The sequence below is a fragment of the Variovorax davisae genome (genome assembly GCF_030316845.1).
GTDB lineage: Bacteria > Pseudomonadota > Gammaproteobacteria > Burkholderiales > Burkholderiaceae_C > Variovorax > Variovorax davisae.
On record NZ_JASZYS010000015.1, the window covers coordinates 75,341 to 93,837 of the forward strand.

General features: G+C 69.3%; 17 protein-coding genes. 8 read left to right on the forward strand and 9 right to left on the reverse strand.

The features are described from left to right. Nucleotides 1-28 precede the first annotated feature (28 nt). From QTI33_RS28005 to QTI33_RS28035, 7 genes are read right to left on the reverse strand one after another with little or no spacing between them, the layout of a single operon-like run. Nucleotides 29-694, reverse strand: coding sequence for a TetR family transcriptional regulator C-terminal domain-containing protein (locus QTI33_RS28005; RefSeq protein WP_286509687.1), 666 nt, complete (start codon nt 692-694; stop codon nt 29-31). 28 nt (nt 695-722) lie between these two features. Further along, a complete protein-coding gene (locus tag QTI33_RS28010; protein ID WP_286509688.1) occupies nt 723-1,691 on the reverse strand; it encodes a PDR/VanB family oxidoreductase in 969 nt (322 codons plus the stop codon). Nucleotides 1,692-1,701: 10 nt separating this feature from the next. Then, nucleotides 1,702-2,721 (reverse strand): ABC transporter substrate-binding protein, encoded by a 1,020-nt coding sequence (locus tag QTI33_RS28015; protein ID WP_286509689.1) that lies wholly within the window; start codon nt 2,719-2,721, stop codon nt 1,702-1,704. A gap of 36 nt (nt 2,722-2,757) precedes the next feature. Further along, nucleotides 2,758-4,149 carry an FAD-binding oxidoreductase gene (locus QTI33_RS28020; protein ID WP_286509691.1) on the reverse strand — a complete coding sequence of 464 codons (1,392 nt, stop codon included), beginning with the start codon at nt 4,147-4,149 and terminating at the stop codon, nt 2,758-2,760. Continuing rightward, nucleotides 4,146-5,027 carry an ABC transporter permease gene (locus QTI33_RS28025; RefSeq protein WP_286509692.1) on the reverse strand — a complete coding sequence of 294 codons (882 nt, stop codon included), beginning with the start codon at nt 5,025-5,027 and terminating at the stop codon, nt 4,146-4,148. Before QTI33_RS28025 ends, QTI33_RS28020 begins: the two co-directional genes overlap by 4 nt. Then, a complete protein-coding gene (locus tag QTI33_RS28030; protein WP_286509693.1) occupies nt 5,005-5,805 on the reverse strand; it encodes an ABC transporter ATP-binding protein in 801 nt (266 codons plus the stop codon). The genes QTI33_RS28025 and QTI33_RS28030 overlap by 23 nt, the downstream gene beginning before the upstream one ends. Nucleotides 5,806-5,807: 2 nt before the next feature. Continuing rightward, nucleotides 5,808-6,629 carry a creatininase family protein gene (locus tag QTI33_RS28035; protein WP_286509694.1) on the reverse strand — a complete coding sequence of 274 codons (822 nt, stop codon included), beginning with the start codon at nt 6,627-6,629 and terminating at the stop codon, nt 5,808-5,810. A gap of 185 nt (nt 6,630-6,814) precedes the next feature. On the opposite strand from QTI33_RS28035, the gene QTI33_RS28040 reads away from it, so the two are divergent. The 7 genes from QTI33_RS28040 to QTI33_RS28070 all read left to right on the forward strand — a co-directional run bounded on the left by QTI33_RS28040 (nt 6,815) and on the right by QTI33_RS28070 (nt 12,543). Then, nucleotides 6,815-7,294 carry an NAD(P)/FAD-dependent oxidoreductase gene (locus QTI33_RS28040; protein ID WP_286509695.1) on the forward strand — a complete coding sequence of 160 codons (480 nt, stop codon included), beginning with the start codon at nt 6,815-6,817 and terminating at the stop codon, nt 7,292-7,294. Between the two features lie 70 nt (nt 7,295-7,364). Continuing rightward, nucleotides 7,365-7,880 carry a DUF1269 domain-containing protein gene (locus tag QTI33_RS28045; RefSeq protein WP_286509696.1) on the forward strand — a complete coding sequence of 172 codons (516 nt, stop codon included), beginning with the start codon at nt 7,365-7,367 and terminating at the stop codon, nt 7,878-7,880. Nucleotides 7,881-7,928: 48 nt separating this feature from the next. Continuing rightward, the gene (locus QTI33_RS28050; RefSeq protein ID WP_286509697.1) at nt 7,929-9,077 is read left to right on the forward strand and encodes a cytochrome c oxidase subunit II; all 1,149 of its coding nucleotides are present in this window, start codon (nt 7,929-7,931) and stop codon (nt 9,075-9,077) included. Next, entirely contained in the window at nt 9,074-10,825 is a 1,752-nt protein-coding gene (gene ctaD, locus QTI33_RS28055; protein ID WP_286509698.1) for a cytochrome c oxidase subunit I, read from the forward strand. The genes QTI33_RS28050 and ctaD overlap by 4 nt, the downstream gene beginning before the upstream one ends. A 56-nt stretch (nt 10,826-10,881) precedes the next feature. After that, complete coding sequence (locus QTI33_RS28060; protein ID WP_286509699.1) at nt 10,882-11,508, forward strand: cytochrome c oxidase subunit 3 family protein; 627 nt, start codon at nt 10,882-10,884, stop codon at nt 11,506-11,508. Nucleotides 11,509-11,518: 10 nt separating this feature from the next. Then, nucleotides 11,519-12,217 carry a heme-copper oxidase subunit III family protein gene (locus QTI33_RS28065; RefSeq protein WP_286509700.1) on the forward strand — a complete coding sequence of 233 codons (699 nt, stop codon included), beginning with the start codon at nt 11,519-11,521 and terminating at the stop codon, nt 12,215-12,217. 8 nt (nt 12,218-12,225) lie between these two features. Continuing rightward, nucleotides 12,226-12,543 carry a cytochrome C oxidase subunit IV family protein gene (locus tag QTI33_RS28070; RefSeq protein ID WP_286509701.1) on the forward strand — a complete coding sequence of 106 codons (318 nt, stop codon included), beginning with the start codon at nt 12,226-12,228 and terminating at the stop codon, nt 12,541-12,543. Between the two features lie 16 nt (nt 12,544-12,559). Here QTI33_RS28070 and QTI33_RS28075 read toward each other — a convergent pair whose 3' ends face one another. Both QTI33_RS28075 and QTI33_RS28080 read right to left on the reverse strand, forming a co-directional pair. Then, entirely contained in the window at nt 12,560-14,185 is a 1,626-nt protein-coding gene (locus QTI33_RS28075) for an MFS transporter (protein WP_286509702.1), read from the reverse strand. 6 nt (nt 14,186-14,191) lie between these two features. Next, nucleotides 14,192-14,710, reverse strand: coding sequence for an Lrp/AsnC family transcriptional regulator (locus tag QTI33_RS28080; RefSeq protein WP_286509703.1), 519 nt, complete (start codon nt 14,708-14,710; stop codon nt 14,192-14,194). 171 nt (nt 14,711-14,881) lie between these two features. On the opposite strand from QTI33_RS28080, the gene QTI33_RS28085 reads away from it, so the two are divergent. Then, nucleotides 14,882-18,487: an indolepyruvate ferredoxin oxidoreductase family protein gene (locus tag QTI33_RS28085; protein ID WP_286509704.1), complete on the forward strand. Its 3,606-nt coding sequence runs from the start codon at nt 14,882-14,884 to the stop codon at nt 18,485-18,487. Nucleotides 18,488-18,497: the final 10 nt, after the last annotated feature.

Consider the following 18,497-nt stretch of genomic DNA (forward strand, 5'->3'; position numbering starts at 1 on the left):
GGCGCCACCCTGCGGCGTCAAGCTTTCGCTAGCGGACCCCGGCGCCCTTCAGCAGGAATTCCGTCACCTGCTCGATCAGGTAGCGCCGGTCCCGCTCGTCGCTCTCGGCGACCTTCCTGAACAGCGCCACCTGCGTCGCGTGGTCGGCATAGAACTGGGTCACGGCCCAGAGATGGAACAGGAACAGCATCGGGTCCACCGGGTCCATCAGGCCTTGGTCGATCCAGTTCTGGATCACGGCCGCCGCCTGGTCGGTGCGCTGCTGGCTGTGGTCCATCATCGGCCGCAGCACCGGCGCGCCGCGCATCATCTCGGCCGTGAAGATCCGCGAGCGCAGCGGGTGCTCGAACGAGAACACCATCTTGCGCCGGATCAGGTCGCTGAGCACCTTGCGCGGGCCGAAGGCTTCGTCGCTGAAGCCGAAGACGCCGATCCAGTCGTCGATGATGCCCTGCAGCACCTGGCGGTACAGCGCTTCCTTGCTCTCGATGTAGTAGTGCAGCTGCGCCTTCGACAGGCCGGCCTTGTCGGCGATCGCCTGGGTCGACGCGCCGGCCAGGCCGTCGCTCGCGAACACCTCGACCGCGGCCCGGTGGATCACGGCCTGCAGCTGCGCGTACTTGCGCGCCCGGCCGCGCGTGGCGGGGGCGTCGAGCGGCTCGTCCAGGGCGTCGCCGGGGGGTGCGGTGGTCATTGGATGCGGATGGTGCCAGAGTGGCGGCTCAGAGGTCGACCACCAGTTCTTCGCCCTTCGCCCGCGAGCAGCACAGCGCCACCTTGTGCGCCCGCTCGCTGCGGGTGAGGCAGAAATCGCGATGCTCCGCGCCCTCGCCTTCGCCGCCGACCACGCAGGTGCCGCACAGGCCCTGCTCGCAGGACACCGGGATGTCGATGCCGACCGCGTGCAGCGCGTCGACCGCGCTCTGGTCGCCGGCCACCGGCACGCGGATGCCGCGTCGGGCCAGCTGCAGCACGAAGGGCTTGGCGGTGACGCCGGCGGCGTCCGTGGGCGCTGCGAAATACTCGGTGTGGATCGCATCCTCGGGCCAGTGCGCGGCGGCCTCGCGCACCGCCTGCATGAAGCCGGCGGGCCCGCACACGTAGAGCTGGGTGTCGGCCTCGCGCTGCGCCAGCAGCTGCCGCAGGTCGATCTTCTGCGTCGCCTGCGGCGCATCGAAGTGCAGGCGCACGTGCGGCGCGAGCAGCGGCTCGCGCAGCGCCTCGGCGAAGGCCAGGTGCTCGGCGCTGCGCACGAACAGGCAGAGCGTGAAGTCGGCACCGGCGCGCGCCAGCGCCTCGGCCATGGCGAGCAGCGGCGTCATGCCGACGCCGCCGGCCAGCAGCAGGTGGCGGCGGGCCTCGGCGCGCACCGGAAAGCTGTTGCGCGGCGCGCTGATCGGCAGCAGGTCGCCTTCGCGGACGCGGCCGTGCATCGAGGCCGAGCCGCCGCGGCCCGCGGCCTCGCGCTTGACGCCGATCAGGTAGCGCGCCGCCGCGCGGCCGTCGCCGCCGGCGTCGCAGGCGAGCGAGTACTGGCGCGAAAAGCCGCCCGGCATGTGGACGTCGATGTGGGCGCCGGCCTGGTAGCCCGGCAGCGCCCGGCCGGCCGGATGCACCAGCTCGAAGGACAGGATCTCCGGCGTCTGGCGCGCGATGCGCGCGACCCGCACGGTGAGGTTGCGCTCGGTCATCGCCGCGCCGTCATTTCGCGGCCGCCTTGCGGATCTCGACGCCGGCGCCCTTGTTGACGAACTGCGTGGTGTAGGCCTCGCGCCAGTCGAAGTCGGTGGGCTTGTAGAGGCCGGCCGCCACGGCCTTGTCGTAGAAGTCCTTCATGCGCTCGTCGCTCATCGCGCCGATGCCCTTGGTGGTGGCGTCGCCGACGTCGATGTGGGCGCGCAGGATCGGGATCGACTTCTCGATGTAGTCGTCGCCGATGTCCGGGTTGATCTTCTTGATCAGCTCGTCGGCTGCCTTGCGGTCGCCGTACAGGTAGTTGGCGTAGCCGATATTGGTCGCCTCGACGAAGCGGCGCACCAGGTCGGGCTTGGTCTTGACCAGGTCCTGGCGGGTCTCGATCACCATGCCGTAGGTCGACCAGCCGGCATCGGCCAGCGACAGCACCACCGGCTTGAAGCCGGCCTGCTTCTCGACCGCCAGCGGCTCCGAGGTCGCGTAGGCCTGCTGCACCGCCTGCTTGTCGGCCAGGAACTGCGACAGGCTGTAGTTGTAGGGGCGCACCTGCTCGTCGCGCATGCCGTAGGCCTTCTTCATCCATTGCCAGTAGCTGATCTGGCCGTCCTTGGCCAGCAGCACGGTCTTCGCCTTGGCGAGGTCGGCGAATTTCTCGAAGCCCTGGCCCGGGTGGGCGATGATGGCCTGCGGGTCCTTCTGGAAGTAGGCCGCCACCACCACCGTCGGCACCTTCTGCTTGATGTTGTCGAAGGCCATCAGCATGTTGCCGGTCATCAGGAAGTCGATCTTGCCCGCCGGCAGCATCGGCCGGTTGTTGACCTGCGGGCCGCCCTGCTGGATGTCGACGTCGAGCCCGTACTTCTTGTAGGTGCCGTCGGCCAGCGCCTGGTAGAAGCCGCCGTGGCCGGGCTGGGCGCGCCAGTTGGTGGCGATCGTGACCTTGTCTTGCGCGAGGGCCGCCAGGGCGGTGCCGGCGAGCAGCGCAGCGAGCAGGGTGCGGGCGAAGAAGCGTGAACGGTATTGCATCGGGGTCTCCTTGGGTGCTGTCTCGGTGGGAAGGGTTCAGGCGTCCTGCGCCATGTCGGGGTGCCAGCCGCGCGTTTTTCCGGGGTTCATCAGGCCCATCGGGTCGCTGCGCTTCTTGAAGTCGATCTGCTGCGTGTCGATGGTCTTCATGCCGCCGTCCTCGATGGTCACGACATGCGGGTTGAAGATCTGGCAGCCGCCTTGTGATTCGATCTCGCGCATCACCTCGTACTGGTGGGCCTCGCCCTTCCAGCGCACCAGCAGGATCGAGAAGGTGCCGTACTCGCCGCCGGCGCGGGCGAATTCGTGGTGCTGCAGCACGTCGTCGCCGAAGACCGCGATGTGGCGGTCGACCACCGCGGGATCGAAGGGCTGCGCATAGGCCACCTGCAGGTAGGTCCAGCTGCGGTCGACCTTGAGCGCCTGCAAGGTGGTGTGGTTGTAGGCGCATTCGTAGGCCGGCGGCAGGCCGGCGGCGTGCAGTTCGGCCTCGGTGCCCGCGAGCGAGACCGTGCCGCCGTGCGCCGCCACCAGCGCGCGGAAGGCCGGCATCGAGGCCGGCGCGACCATCGCGAACATCGCATGCCGATCGGGCGGGAAGTGGGCGCCGAGGTTCGCGTAGTAGGGCGAGAAGCGGGCGTCGACCGCCGACAGCAGGAACAGCTCCAGCGCGGGCGTGCTGGCGGCGACGCCGAAATCCAGCACCCGCCGGTAGCTGTCGAACAGCGCGATGCAGTGCACCCACTCGACCGCCGGGCTCAGCGCCACCTCGACCTCGGTCAGGATGCCGTTGGTGCCGTAGGCGTGGTGCACCTGCTGGATCTCGTCGCCATGCAGCTCGATGATCTTCGACTCGCGCTCGACCGTCATGATGCGCGCCCGCAGCAGGTTGCCCGGGTCGCGCAGGATGCCGTGGCGGATCGAGCCGATGCCGCCGAAGCCGCCGGCGATGAAGCCGCCGATCGAGGCCACCTGCCAGGTCGAGGGCCACATGCGCAGCGCCTGCCCGGTCTCGGCCACCGCGAGCTCGATGTCGTGCATGCGTGCGCCGGCCTGCACCCGCACGCGGCCGTCGCCGATCTCCAGCACCCGGCTCATCGGTGTCACGTCGAGCACCAGCCCGCCCTCGAGCGGCACGCACTGGCCGTAGTTGCCGGTGCCGCCGGCGCGCACCGTGAGCGGCAGCTTCCACTTCGCGGCCACGGCGGCGGCCTGGCGCACGTCGTCCTCGGTCGAGACCTTGACCACCAGGTCGGCCACGCAGCCGGCGAGCTGCTCGGTGAGGATCGGGCTGTACCAGTAGAAATCCTTCGACAGCTGCTTGCGCTGGTTCGGCGACGCGATCACGTTGAGGCCGTGCAGCTCGCGCTTCACGGCTTCCCAGTCGACGGCGGCCGCTGGGGCGCGGTCTTTCAGCACGGCGTTCATCGCTCCCTCCTCATCTCGCTCTCGTGCCAGTGGCCCAGCACCGCGCGCGACAGGGCGGCGAAGACGATGAAGATCACGATGCCCAGCAGGGACACCAGCAGCAGGGCCGCGAACATCATCGGGATCTCGGTGCGGAAGCTCGACTCCAGGATGCGCGAGGCCAGCCCGGTCTCGCGGCCCGCGGTGCCGGCCGTGAACTCGGCCACCACCGCACCCACCAGGCTCAAGCCGCCGGCGATCTTGAGGCCGGCCATGAAGTACGGCAGCGCGCTCGGCGCCAAAAGGTAGCGGAAGGTCTGCCAGGGCGAGGCCTTGTAAAGCTGGAACAGGTCGCGCAGGTTGCTGTCGGCGCTCTTCAGGCCGATCACGGTGTTCGACAGGATCGGGAAGAAGGCCACGATCCAGGCGCACAGCAGCAGCGCCGCCGTGGTGCTCGACACGTAGATCAGGATCAGCGGCGCGATCGCGATGATCGGCGTCACCTGCAGGATCACGGCGATCGGGAACAGGCCGATCTCGACCCACTTGAAGAGCGCGAAGGCGATCGCCAGCAGCACGCCGCCGATGATCGCCGCGGCCAGCGACAGCAGCGTGAGCTTGACCGTGAACCACAGCGCGCTCGAGAGCGTGTCCCAGTTGTCGACCAGCGTCGTGAGGATCAGCGAGGGCGCCGGGATGATGTAGTGCGGCACGTGGTTGACCCGCACCAGCACCTCCCACAGCGCGAGCAGGCCCACCACCACCGCGATCGGCACCGCGGTGCGCAGCAGCGATTCGCGCCGCCGCAGGCGGTCGTCGCGGCGCTGCAGGTCGGCCGCCGAGGGCGCGTCGCCGAGCGCGGCCAGCGACGGGTTGTCAGTGATCGATGTCGACGCCATGGAGGGCTCCGTGCAGGGATTGCGACACCGCGGTGCAGTGCGCGTTGTAGCGGGTGGAGGTGCGGAAGGCTTCGCCGCGCGGATAGGGCTCGTCGATGCGGATCTCGTCGACCACGCGGCCCGGCCGCGGCGCCATCACGACGATGCGGTTCGACAGGTAGACCGACTCGTAGACGCTGTGGGTGACGAAGATCACCGAGAAGCGGTGCTCGCGCCAGATCGCCAGCAGGTCGTTGTTGAGCTTGATGCGGGTCATCTCGTCGAGCGCGGCGAAGGGCTCGTCCATCAGCAGCAGACGGGGCCGCGTGACCAGCGCGCGGGCGATCGACACCCGCATCTTCATCCCGCCCGAGAGCTCGCGCGGATAGACCTCGGCGAAGCGCGAGAGGCCGACCATCTCCAGCACCTGGGCCACCACCGGCGCGGCCGCATCGCGCGACATGCCCGCCAGCTTGAGCGGCAGCCAGACGTTGTCGAAGACCTTGGCCCAGGGCATCAGCGTGGGCTCCTGGAACACGAAGCCGAGCTCGCGGTCGCTGGTCGACGTGCCGCTGCCGGCGCGCGACCAGGCCAGTTCGCCCGAGCTGCTGCGCGTGAGGCCGGCGATCAGCCGCAGCGCCGTGCTCTTGCCGCAGCCCGAGGGGCCGAGGAAGCTGATGAAGTCGTGCTCGCCGCAGTCGAGCGACATGCCCTGCAGCGCCAAGGTGCCGTTGGCGAAGCGCTTGCTGACCTGGCGCAGGCTGACCAGCGGCGGCTCGGCGGTCGTGGTGCGGTCCATGCTCAGCTCCAGGCCGGCGTGTTGGCCAGGCGTTCGATCGGGAAGCGATGGACTTCCTGCAGCAACTGGACGAAATTGCGCCCGACGTGGTCGAGCACCGCCTGGCCCTTGGCCGCGGTGGCCCGCGTGGCGTCGCCCGCCGCACCGGCCGGGTTGATGTCGTGCATCTGCCAGCCGAGCTTGCCGCTGGGCGTGATCGACAGGAAGCGGTTCTCCTGCGCCAGGTCCTCGGTCATCGAATGGAAGTTGCGGAAATTCTCGGGCCGCACGTGGTCGGGCGTCAGGTGCAGCATCACCGAGCTCTCGAGGTCGCCGGCATGGACGCCGTGCCGGCCTTCGTGGGCCGTGAAGAGCCCTTCGGGCAGGCCCAGCGTGTACCAGTTGGCCGCCACCACCATCATGTCGTGCGACTCGCGCAGGTCGCGCGCGACGATGTCCATGATCGACATCTGGCCGCCATGGCTGTTGTAGAGCACCAGTTTTCGCACGCCGGCCCGGGCCACGCAGGCGCCGATGTCGGTCCACTGCGCGATCAAGGTCGAGGCCGACACGGTGAGCGTGCCGGGGTAGCGCGAATGCTCGTTGCTCTTGCCGTAGGCCACGGTCGGCAGGAACAGCACCGGCAGGTCGTCGGGCAGGTGCGGGAGGCTCGCGCGCACCATGCCGTCGATGGTCGCGGTGTCGGTCGACATCGGCAGGTGCGGGCCATGCTGCTCGGTGGCGCCGACCGGCAGCACCGCGACCAGGTTGGCGCGGTCCAGGCGGGAGAACTCTTCGCTGGTCAGGTCGGACCAGTAGCGGCTGCGCGGGCGGGGGGATGGCATGGTGGTTCCTGCTTCGTGGAGGAGGCTAAATTATCCGTTCGGTAAAAAAAGAATGGCTATCGTTTACCCGAAATAGGTGGCTGGACATTGCAACAGGCTGCAATGAGCGGTCTGGATTAGACCGATCGGTCAAATGAAAACGCCACGCAGGCGTCGATTTAACATCGGTGTTCCCTGGAGTGCCCGTGACCCTCTCGGCTGCCTCGAACGCGTGCGAAGTGCTGGTGATCGGGGCCGGCCCCGCCGGCAGCGCCTGCGCCCAGGTGCTGCCGGCGGCCGGCCTCGACGTGCTGCTGGTCGACCAGCAAGCCTTTCCGCGCGACAAGACCTGCGGCGACGGCCTGATCCCGGATGCGCAGCGGGCGCTCGCGCGGCTCGGCCTGCTCGACGCGGTGCTCGCGCGCGCCCGCGTCGCGACCCACGTGGGCTGGGAGCCCCGAGCGGCGGCCGGGTCGAGCTGCCGGCGCGGCTGGCGCGCCTACGCGCAGGCCAATCGCATCAACGAGCACCCGTGGCTGGTCGATCTCGTGATCTGGCGAGCGCGCCGCAGCCGGCGCCTGGCGCACCAGCTCGCCGAAGTGCTGGAGGAAAGCCGCAGCCCGGGCCCGCTCGGCAGCGCCGGAGGCCTGCTGCAGCTGCTGCTGCCGCTCGGCGGCCCCTCTTGATATGGGAGGGCCTTGAGCCTATAAGTCGTTCATGGTTCCTGGCTCGTCGCAAGACGAAAAGGAGGCTGCCGTGAAGAGACGCATCTACTGGCTGATGCCGGACCTGGCCAGCGCCAGGCGTGCCATGCGCGACCTGCTGCAGGCGCGCGTCGACGTCGCCCACATCCATTTCGCCGGGCCCGAAGGCATGGACATGACCGGCCTGCACGCGGCCAACGTGTGGCAGACCTCGGACGTGGTCCATGCGGCCAAGACCGGCTGGACGCTCGGCACGGCCTGCGGCATCGCCGCCGGCCTGGTGGCGGCTCTGCTGTTCCCGCTGGTCGGCGAAGAGCCCGAATGGGGTTTCGCCGCGCTGGTCGCGGTCCTGGGCGGCGTGGTCGGCGCCTGGTCGGCCAGCATGGTCGGCATCTCGATCCCGAGCCCGCGGCTGCAGCGCTTCGAGGGCGCCATCGCCCAGGGCCAGATCCTGCTGATGGTCGACCTGCCGGCCTTGCGCGTGCGCGAGATCGAGGACCTGCTGCAGACCGCGCATCCCGAAGCCCGGTTCGAGGGCGAGGAAGGGCAGATCCCGGCCTTCCGCTGAGGCGCGCCCGCGCGCCGCAGCGTCGATGCCGACCCCGGGGGAACGCACATGACCATGGCCGTCGTCCTGCTGCTGATCGTGGTCGGGTCGGTGCTGTTCCACGTCGTCAATCCGTGGTGGACGACCCCGCTGGCCTCGAACTGGCAGCCGATGGACGACACGCTGACCATCACGCTGCTGATCACCGGGGCCTTCTTCGTCGCGATCAACCTGTTCGTGGTCTATGCGCTGGTGCGTTTTCGCCATCGCGAGGGCCGCCGGGCGACCGAGCAGCCCGAGAGCAAGCGGCTCGAGCGCTGGCTGATCGGCGGCACGACCGTCGGCATCATGGCGCTGCTGGCACCCGGGCTGGTGGTCTATGCGAACTACGTGCGAGCGCCGCACGATGCGCTGGTGCTCGAGGTCGTGAGCCAGCAATGGCAGTGGCGCTTCCGCTTCCCGGGCGCCGACGGCAAGCTGGGGGCGAGCGATGCACGCTTCGTGGGCGCCGCCAATCCCTTCGGCCTCGACCCGGCCGATCCCGCCGGGCAGGACGACCTGCTGGTCGCGGCCGACGCGGTGCACCTGCCGCTGGGTCGGCCGGTGCTGGTGCTGCTGCGCTCGCACGACGTGCTGCACGACTTCTTCGTGCCGTCCTTCCGAGCCCGCATGAACACGGTGCCGGGCCAGGTCAGCCGCTTCTGGTTCACGCCGACCGTCGCCGGGCGCTACGAAGCGCTTTGCGCCCAGCTCTGCGGCGTCGGCCATTCCAACATGCGCGGCTTCGTGGTGGTGCAGGAGGTGGCGGCCTTCAATGCCTGGCAGGCCGCGCTGCCGACCTTCGCCAGCACCCAGGCCAAGGCCGCCGCCCCGGCCGGCGCGGGGGCGGGCTCCGCCGTCGAGCAGGGCCGCGCCCTGGCGGACGCGAAGGGCTGCACGGCCTGCCACACGATCGACGGCAGCCCGCGCGTGGGGCCGACCTGGAAGGGCCTGTACGGCAAGACCGAGACCATGGCGGACGGCTCCAGGGCGCTGGTCGACGAAGCCTACCTGCGCGCCTTCATCCGCGATCCGCAGGCCCGCCAGGTGAAGGGCTTCGCGCCGGTCATGCCGAAGATCGACCTCAGCGACGAGGAGCTGGCGGCGCTGGTGGCCTACATCCAGAGCCTGGGCAATCCGCCGACCCAGGCCGCCACCGACAAGGGGGTGCCGCGATGAAACCCGCGACGAAGAAATTCCTGACGCACTATGTCTGGAGCCAGGACCACAAGGTCATCGCCATCCAGTACGCCTGCACCGCCATCGCGGTCGGGCTGGTGGGCGTGGTGCTGTCCAACCTGATGCGCCTGCAGCTCGGCTTTCCGGGCCAATTCGAGTTCATCAACCCCGAGCGCTATTACCAGTTCGTGACCATGCACGGGATGATCATGGTGATCTACCTGCTGACCGCGCTGTTCCTCGGCGGCTTCGGCAACTACCTGATTCCGTTGATGGTCGGCGCCCGCGACATGGTCTTTCCCTACCTCAACATGCTGAGCTTCTGGGTCTACCTGCTGTCGGTGGTGGTGCTGCTGGCGAGCTTCTTCGTCGAGGGCGGGCCCACGGGCGCGGGCTGGACGCTGTACCCGCCGCAGTCGATCCTGCCCGGCACGCCCGGCCATTCGGGCGGCATCGTGCTGATGCTGGTGTCGCTGGTGATCTTCATCGTGGCGACCACGATGGGCGGCCTCAACTACGTGACCACCGTGCTGCAGGCGCGCTGCGAAGGCATGACGCTGCTGCGCATGCCGCTGACCGTCTGGGGCATCTTCGTCGCCACCATCCTGGCGCTGCTCGGCTTCCCGGCGCTGTTCGTCAGCGGCGTCATGCTGCTGCTCGACCGCACGCTCGGCACCAGCTTCTTCATGCCGGCCCTGGTGTCGATGGGGCAGGCGACCGGCTACAAGGGCGGCAGCCCGCTGCTGTTCCAGCACTTGTTCTGGTTCTTCGGCCACCCGGAGGTGTACATCGTGGCGCTGCCGGCCTTCGGCATCGTGTCCGACCTGATCAGCGTGCACGCGCGCAAGAGCATCTTCGGCTACCGCATGATGGTCTGGGCGATCGTGGCGATCGGCGGCCTCAGCGTGGTGGTGTGGGCCCACCACATGTTCGTGAGCGGCATGAACCCGTACTTCGGCTTCTTCTTCGCGACCACCACGCTGATCATCGCGGTGCCCACGGCCATCAAGGTCTACAACTGGCTGCTGACGCTGTGGCACGGCGACATCCACCTGTCGGTGCCGATGCTGTTCGCGCTGGCCTTCGTCTGCACCTTCGCCATCGGCGGCCTGACCGGCCTGTTCCTGGGCAACGTCAGCGTCGACATTCCGCTCTCGGGCACCTACTTCGTGGTCGCGCACTTCCACATGGTGATGGGCGTGGCGCCGCTGCTGGTGGTGTTCGGCGGCATCTACCACTGGTTCCCGAAGATCACCGGCCGCATGCTGGACGACCGGCTCGGCCAGCTCCACTTCTGGATCACCTTCCTCGGGACCTACCTCATCTATTTCCCGATGCATTACCTGGGCGTGCTGGGCATGCCGCGGCGCTACTACGGCTTCGAGGGCTACCAGTTCATCCCGGCCTCGGCTTTCAGCCTCAACACCTTCATCACCGTGGTCGCCCTGGTGGTCGGCGCGGCCCAGCTGCTGTTCGTCTTCAACCTCGCCTGGAGCGCCTGGCGCGGCCGGCCGGCCACGGCCAACCCCTGGCGCGCCGCCTCGCTCGAATGGCAGACCCCGGCGACGCCGCCGGGCCATGGCAACTGGGGGCCGCAACTGCCGGTGGTCTACCGCTGGGCCTACGCCTACGGCGTGCCGGGCCAGGGAGAGGATTACATCGCCCAGAACGCGCCGCCCGAGGCCGGGGGGCTGGAGCCCGAGGCGCGCGACCGAAGCGAGGGCGAGGCCCGGGGAGCGCCGGCATGAGCCGCCGGGCCGCTCCCAAGGCGAATACCGTCGCGCTGCTGCGCGGAGGTATACCAATGAGCGCCAGCGCCACCCTGCGCGCCGGCGTCGCCCGCCGCGGCGGCCGCTCGCCCGACACCCGGGCCAGCGCGGCCGGCATCGGACTGTGGGTGTTCATGGGCGTGGCCACGGCCTTGTTCTCGCTGTTCGTCATGGCCTACCTGATGCGCATGAACGGCAGCGATGCGGTGGCCATCGCGCTGCCCTGGCAACTCTGGCTCAGCTCGGCGTTGCTGGCCATCGGCGGCGTCGCGCTGCAGCGGGCCGCTGCGGCGGCGCGCCACGCCGAAGCGGCGCGGGCCCGGCGCCTGCTGGGGGCCGGCGGCCTCTGCGCGCTGGCCTTCCTGGCGGTGCAGCTCTGGGCCTGGCAGGCGTTGATGAGCACGCAGGTGACGCCGGCCGGCAATCCGGGCGCTGCCTTCTTCTACCTGCTCACCGCCATGCACGGCCTGCACGTGATGGGCGGGCTGGCCGCCTGGGCCTGGACGGTGCATGCCGGCTGGCCCGACCCCGCCGCGGCCGCCTGGCGGATCGCGCTGTGCGCGCGCTACTGGCATTTCCTGCTGGCGGTGTGGGGGGTGCTGTTCGCCCTGCTGGGCTGGGTGACGCCGGAGGTGGCGCGCGCCATCTGCGGCACGCCGTGAGGAGGCCGCGATGAACGCCGTGTCGATCGCAGCGCAGAGGCCGGATGCCGCCGCGCCGGCCGCCGGATGGCGCGGGCTGGTGGCCGACTGGTCTTCCGACCGCCAGGCCTTCCACGTCTCGTGGGGCAAGGCGATGATGTGGATCTTCCTGCTGAGCGACACCTTCGTCTTCAGCTGCTTCCTGACCGGCTACATGACGGTGCGGGTCTCGACCACCGTGCCCTGGCCCAACCCGAGCGAGGTGTTCGCGCTCCATGTGGGCGGGGCCGACATCCCGCTGCTGCTGATCGCGATCATGACCTTCGTGCTCATCAGCAGCAGCGGCACGATGGCGATGGCCGTCAATTTCGCCTACCGCCGCGACCGCGTGAATGCCGCCACGCTGATGCTGGTGACCGCCACCTTCGGCGAGCTGTTCGTCGGCATGCAGGCTTTCGAGTGGTCCAAGCTGATCCTCGAAGAGGGCGTGCGGCCCTGGGGCAATCCGATGGGGGCGGCGCAGTTCGGCTCGACCTTCTTCATGATCACGGGCTTCCACGGGCTGCATGTGTCGGCCGGCGTGGTGTTCCTGTTCGTCGTCGCCTTCAAGCTGATCCGCGGCGACTACGAGAAGAGCGGCAACTACCAGGTCGTCGAGATCGCGGGCCTGTACTGGCACTTCGTCGACCTGGTGTGGGTGTTCATCTTCGCGCTGTTCTATCTCTGGTGAGGTCGACCATGAATCCAGCCACCGCCCAGCAGCAGCATCCGATCGGCCTCTACCTGAAGATCTGGGGGCTGCTGTTCGTGCTCAGCACGCTGTCGTACCTGGTCGACTACTTCCACTTCCAGGGCTATCTGCGCTGGGGCCTGATCATCCTCTTCATGCTGCTGAAGGCGGGCCTGATCGTCGCGGTCTTCATGCACATGGCCTGGGAGCGGCTGGCGCTGGTCTACGCTATCCTGCTGCCGCCGTTGTGCCTGCTGGTGCTGGTGGGGCTGATGTTCGCCGAGGCCGGCCACACCTTGCTGACCCGGCTGCTGTTCTTCCACTAGAAGGCGCCGGCCCGGCTCAGCGGTGGACGATATAGCGCGTCACCACCGGCAGCGTCTCGCCCACGTGGAACGCCAGCCGCCGCTCGCGCAGCGCCATGTCGGCCGCGGTCGCGCGATGGAAGCGGCGCAGGTGCTCGGTCCAGGTCTCGTCGACGATCTGCTCCAGGTAGCGCCCCGGCTCGCCGATGTCGTGCAGCAGCTCCCAGGCGATCGCGCCCTGGCTCAGCCGCGCGCGCCGGGTCTGGTGCATCACCAGGTGGAAGGCGGCGGCGCGGGCCGGGTCGATCAGGTACTCGACGGTGACGACCACCCGGCCGGCCTCGTCCGGCGCGCTGGCCGGCGGACCGGCAGCCCAGCCGTGCTGCGCCGGGCGGGTGTCGTCGTCCTCGCCCGCGCCGTCGGTCACGTAGCGCAGCGCCAGCCACATGCACAGCACCCCGGTGGTCGCGGCGACGCCCAGGCTGGCGTAGATCGAGCTGAGCTCGGCCACCTGGCCCCAGAGCGCTGCGCCCAGGGCGCTGGCGCCCATGATCGCCATCTGGTACATCGACATGCCGCGGGCCCGCACCCAGTCCGGCAGCGCCAGCTGGGCCGACACCGAGAGCGTGTTGGCGACCGTGATCCAGGCCATGCCGCCGAGGAACATCGCCGGCACCGCCACCCAGGCGTTGGGCGCGACCGCCATCACCGCGGTGGCGCCGGATTGCAGCAGGGTGCCGCGCATCACCAGCTGGTCGCGCACCAGCGCCTGGCGCAGCCGCGGCAGGAACAGCACGGCCACGATGGCGCCCGAGCCCATGGCGGCCAGCAGCAGCGTGAAGGTGCCGGCGCCGCCGCCCTGGAGGTTGCGCGCCAGCAGCGGCAGCAGGGCCAGCACGGCGGTCGAGTGCAGGAAGAAGATCGAGATCCGCGTCAGCACGGCGCGCATGCGCGGCGACTGCCTCACGAACTGCACGCCGACCCGCATGGCACTGATCAGCCGCTCGCGGCCCAGCGGGTTGGGCGTGTGCTCGCGCCGCCAGTGCAGCACCACGAAGCCCGAGGCCACGCACAGCACGGCGTTGAGGGCGAACACCCAGACCGTGCCGGCGCTCGCGATCAGCGTGCCGGCGACCAGCGGGCCGATGATGCGCGAGGCGTTCATCGAGATGCCGTTGAGCCCGAGCGCGGCCGGCAGGTGGCTGCGCGGCACCAGCTCGGGCACGATGGCCGAGAACACCGGCCAGCGCAGCGCCAGCCCGATGCCGTTGGCGAAGGTCAGGGCCAGCAGCAGCGGCGCGCTCATGAGGTCGAAGACCACCGCCGCGCACAGCACCACGGCCGAGCCGGCGAGCCAGAACTGGGTGGCGACCAGCCAGCGCCGGCGGTCGAGGATGTCGGCCAGCGCGCCGCTCGGCAGCCCGAGCAGGAACACCGGCAGGGTCGAGGCCGACTGCACCAGCGCGACCCAGATCGGCGAGCTGGTGAGCGAGGTCATCATCCAGGCCGCCGCGACGTCGTTCATCCACATGCTGACGTTGGCGATCAGCCAGGTGCTCCACAGCATGCGGAAGACGGGGATCCGCAGCGGCTCCAGCGGGCCGACCCGCGAAGCCTGGAGAGGCGGCGTGACGGGAGTTTCCTGGGGCGAGATCGGCGGCATCGCGGCCTATTGTCTTCGGCCCGGCCGCGCCGGCGAGTCGGTCGGGCGCCCGGGCGCCAGGTGTTCGAGCGGCAGGGCCCGGCTGGCCTTGACCTCGCCGAGCGAGAAGCTGGTGTGCAGGTCCTTCACGTTGGGCAGGCTCATCAGGTGCTGCAGGGCGAAGCGCGAGAAGCTGTCGAGGTCCTGCGACACCACCTGCAGCTCGAAGGTGCCGGTGCCGCTGATGTAGTGGCAGCTGGTCACTTCCGGCAGCCGGCGGATGGCGTCCTCGAGTTTGCGCGTGGCCTCGACCGTGACCCGCTCGGTGTCGACGCGCACGAAAGCGAGCACGCCGAGCCCGATCTTGTGGCGGTCGATCTCGGCGTGGTAGCCGCGGATGAAGCCGGCCTCCTCGAGGGCGCGCACGCGCCGCCAGCAGGGCGCGGCCGACAGGCCCACCCGCTGCGACAGCTCGGCATTCGTCAGCCGGCCGTCGGCCTGCAGTTCTTGCAGGATCGCGAGGTCAAACTTGTCGATGCTTTCCATTACGCGCCATTTTAAGCAAGAGTCTTTCAAGAAGGGGCCTCGAATGGGTACAGAACGCAAACACCTGTCGAGACAGCAGGCATACACTTTGCGTCATGATGGCCGAGGGGGAGCCGACCCGGCTGCCCTGCAAGCCACGCCCACAAGGCCCAGCCACTGGAGACAGACACGATGAACGCCCCGCTTCCCGAGCACATCCGCCGCGCCCTCGAAACGGTCACGCTCGACGACAAGTACAGCCTCGACTACGGCCGCGCCTTCATGAGCGGCGTCCAGGCGCTGGTCAAGCTGCCGATGCTGCAGCGCCTGCGCGACCAGCAGCAGGGCAAGAACACGGCCGGCTTCATCAGCGGCTACCGCGGCTCGCCGCTGGGCGGCTATGACCAGGCGCTGTGGAAGGCCAGCAAGTTCCTGAAAGAGCAGAACATCGTCTTCCAGCCGGGCGTCAACGAGGAACTGGCCGCCACCGCGCTATGGGGCACCCAGCAGCTGGGCTTCTCGCCGGCCGGCACCAACAAGTTCGACGGCGTCTTCGGCATCTGGTACGGCAAGGGCCCGGGCGTGGACCGTTGCTCGGACGTCTTCAAGCACGCCAACATGGCCGGCACGACCGAGTTCGGCGGCGTCATCGCGGTGGCCGGCGACGACCACATCTCCAAGAGCTCGACCGCCGCGCACCAGAGCGACCACATCTTCAAGGCCTGCGGCACGCCGGTGTTCTTCCCGGCCAACGTGCAGGACATCCTCGACCTCGGCATCCACGCCTTCGCGATGAGCCGCTTCGCCGGCATCTGGTCGGGCATGAAGACGATCCAGGAGATCGTCGAATCCAGCGCCACCGCGATGATCGATCCCGAGCGGGTCGAGATCGTGATCCCGACCGACTTCCAGATGCCGCCCGGCGGCCTGCACATCCGCTGGCCCGACCATGCGCTGGAGCAGGAAGCGCGGCTCATGCACTACAAGTGGTACGCCGCGCTGGCCTACATCCGCGCCAACCGGCTCAACCACAACGTGATCGAAGGCCCGAACGACCGCTTCGGCATCATGGCCAGCGGCAAGGCCTTCAACGACACGCGCCAGGCCCTGATCGACCTCGGCCTCGACGACGCCGCCTGCCGCCAGCTCGGCATCCGGCTGCACAAGGTGGGGGTGGTGTGGCCGCTCGAAGCGCAGCTCACGCGCGAATTCGCCACCGGCCTGCAGGAGATCCTGGTGGTCGAGGAGAAGCGCCAGGTCATCGAATACCAGCTCAAGGAAGAGCTCTACAACTGGCGCCCCGACGTCCGGCCGAACGTGGTCGGCAAGTTCGACGAGGGCGAGGTGCACGAGGCCGAGGGCTATTCGGGCGGCGAATGGTCGATGCCGAACCCGACCGCGCACACGCTGCTGCGGGCCAATGCCGATCTCAACCCCGCGATGATCGCCAAGGCGATCGCCCAGCGCCTCAAGAAGACCGGCCTGCTGGCCGCCGCCGGCGCCGACATGGCCGCGCGCATCGACGCCCAGCTGGCGATCCTCGAGGCCAAGGAGCGCGCGATGGCCGCGCCCAAGTCGCTCGGCGCCGCCGACGCCACGCGCCAGCCCTGGTTCTGCTCGGGCTGCCCGCACAACACCAGCACCGTAGTGCCCGAAGGCTCGCGCGCGATGGGCGGCATCGGCTGCCACTTCATGGCGACCTGGATGGACCGCTCGACCATCGGCTTCACGCAGATGGGCGGCGAGGGCGTGCCATGGGTCGGCCAGCAGCCCTTCACGACCGACCAGCACATCTTCGCCAACCTGGGCGACGGCACTTACTTCCACAGCGGCCTGCTGGCGATCCGCCAGAGCATCGCGGCCGGCGTCAACATCACCTACAAGATCCTCTACAACGACGCGGTCGCCATGACCGGCGGCCAGCAGGTCGGCGAGCGGCCCGAGGGCCATTCGGTGCTGCAGATCGCCGAGAGCCTGCACGCCGAAGGCGCGGTCAAGGTGGTGGTGGTCACCGACGAGCCCGAGAAGTACGAAGGCGTCAACGTGCCGGGCGAGAACGTCAAGGTGCGCCACCGCGACGAGCTCGACGAGATCCAGCGCGAGTTCCGCGAAATCAAGGGCACCACGGCCATCATCTACGACCAGACCTGCGCCACCGAGAAGCGGCGCCGCCGCAAGCGGGGCACGGCGGTCGATCCGGCCGTGCGGGTGGTTATCAACGAGCTGGTCTGCGAAGGCTGCGGCGACTGCAGCGTCAAGAGCAACTGCCTGTCGGTGGAGCCGCTGGAGACCGAGTTCGGCCGCAAGCGCACCATCAACCAGAGCACCTGCAACAAGGACATGAGCTGCCTGAAGGGCTTCTGCCCCAGCTTCGTGACGGTCGAGGGCGGGCAGCTCAAGAAGAAATCGAAGAGCAAGGGCGCTTCGCCGGCGGAGCTGGGTGCGCTGCCCGACCCCGAGCTGCCGGTGCTGGGCGAGGGCCAGGTCTGGGGCGTGGTGGTGGCCGGCGTCGGCGGCACCGGCGTCATCACCATCGGCCAGCTGCTCGGCATGGCGACCCACATCGAAGGCAAGGGCATCGTCACCCAGGACGCGGCCGGCCTGGCGCAGAAGGGCGGCGCCACCTGGAGCCACGTGCTGATCGGCCACACCCAGGACGCGATCCGCACCACCCGCGTCGGCACCGCCGCGGCCGACCTGGTGCTGGCGGCCGACCCGCTGGTGGCGGTCAATGCCGAAACCACGGCGCGCATGCGCGAGGGCCGCACGCGGGTCGCGCTCAACAGCCACAGCACGCCGACCGCCGCCTTCGTGCGCAACACCGACTGGGTCAACCCGCAGCAGGATTGCGCCAACGAGATCGCACGGGTGGTCGGTGCCGATGCGGTCGGCGCCTTCGACGCCGATGCGGCCGCCACCGCGCTGATGGGCGACAGCCTGTATGCCAACCCGATGCTGCTGGGCTTCGCCTGGCAGAAGGGCTGGATTCCGCTCGACCACGCGTCGCTGATGCGGGCGATCGAGCTCAACGCCGTGGCGGTCGACAACAACAAGATGGCCTTCGAGTGGGGCCGCCAGGCGGCCCAGCGCCCGGCGGAGCTGCAAAAGCGGGTGCAGCCGGGGCAGGTCATCGAGTTCAAGCGGCGCGAGACCGTCGAGGCCCTGGTGGCCCGCCGGGCCGAGTTCCTGACCGGCTACCAGAACGCCGCCTACGCCGACCAGTACAAGGCCTTCGTCGCCCGGGTGCAGCAGGCCGAATCGGCGCTCGGCAAGAGCAGCCTGACCGAGGCGGTGGCCCGCTACCTGTTCAAGCTGATGGCCTACAAGGACGAATACGAGGTGGCGCGGCTGCACACCGACCGCAGCTTCCTCGACCGGGTCGAGGGCATGTTCGAGGGCGATTTCAAGCTCAACTACCACCTGGCGCCGCCGATCATCGCGAAGAAGAACGCCAAGGGCGAGTTGCAGAAGCAGAAGTTCGGCCCGGCCATGCTGACCGGCTTCAGGCTGCTGGCGAAGCTCAAGGGCCTGCGCGGGACCGCGCTCGACATCTTCGGGCGCACCGAGGAGCGCAAGACCGAGCGCGCGCTGATCGGCGAATACCGCACCAGCATCGAGGAGGTGATCGCCGGCCTGAGCGCCGCGAACCACGCCACGGCGCTGGAAATCGCCGGACTGCCCGAGCAGATCCGCGGCTACGGCCACGTCAAGGAGCGCAACCTGGCCGCGGCCCGGGTGCGGTGGGCCGAGCTGATGGCCAGGTGGCGCCACCCCGAGGCCGCCCGCGCCGCCGCCTGAATCGCCGGCG

Coding starts and splice junctions, on each gene's coding strand:
- QTI33_RS28060 (WP_286509699.1), top strand. CDS start 10,882: ATGAGCGCCAGCGCCACCCTGCGCGCCGGCGTCGCCCGCCGCGGCGGC.
- QTI33_RS28030 (WP_286509693.1), bottom strand. CDS start 5,805: ATGGACCGCACCACGACCGCCGAGCCGCCGCTGGTCAGCCTGCGCCAG.
- QTI33_RS28025 (WP_286509692.1), bottom strand. CDS start 5,027: ATGGCGTCGACATCGATCACTGACAACCCGTCGCTGGCCGCGCTCGGC.
- QTI33_RS28005 (WP_286509687.1), bottom strand. CDS start 694: ATGACCACCGCACCCCCCGGCGACGCCCTGGACGAGCCGCTCGACGCC.
- QTI33_RS28070 (WP_286509701.1), top strand. CDS start 12,226: ATGAATCCAGCCACCGCCCAGCAGCAGCATCCGATCGGCCTCTACCTG.
- QTI33_RS28015 (WP_286509689.1), bottom strand. CDS start 2,721: ATGCAATACCGTTCACGCTTCTTCGCCCGCACCCTGCTCGCTGCGCTG.
- QTI33_RS28050 (WP_286509697.1), top strand. CDS start 7,929: ATGACCATGGCCGTCGTCCTGCTGCTGATCGTGGTCGGGTCGGTGCTG.
- QTI33_RS28010 (WP_286509688.1), bottom strand. CDS start 1,691: ATGACCGAGCGCAACCTCACCGTGCGGGTCGCGCGCATCGCGCGCCAG.
- QTI33_RS28075 (WP_286509702.1), bottom strand. CDS start 14,185: ATGCCGCCGATCTCGCCCCAGGAAACTCCCGTCACGCCGCCTCTCCAG.
- QTI33_RS28085 (WP_286509704.1), top strand. CDS start 14,882: ATGAACGCCCCGCTTCCCGAGCACATCCGCCGCGCCCTCGAAACGGTC.
- QTI33_RS28065 (WP_286509700.1), top strand. CDS start 11,519: ATGAACGCCGTGTCGATCGCAGCGCAGAGGCCGGATGCCGCCGCGCCG.
- QTI33_RS28080 (WP_286509703.1), bottom strand. CDS start 14,710: ATGGAAAGCATCGACAAGTTTGACCTCGCGATCCTGCAAGAACTGCAG.
- ctaD (WP_286509698.1), top strand. CDS start 9,074: ATGAAACCCGCGACGAAGAAATTCCTGACGCACTATGTCTGGAGCCAG.
- QTI33_RS28020 (WP_286509691.1), bottom strand. CDS start 4,149: ATGAACGCCGTGCTGAAAGACCGCGCCCCAGCGGCCGCCGTCGACTGG.
- QTI33_RS28035 (WP_286509694.1), bottom strand. CDS start 6,629: ATGCCATCCCCCCGCCCGCGCAGCCGCTACTGGTCCGACCTGACCAGC.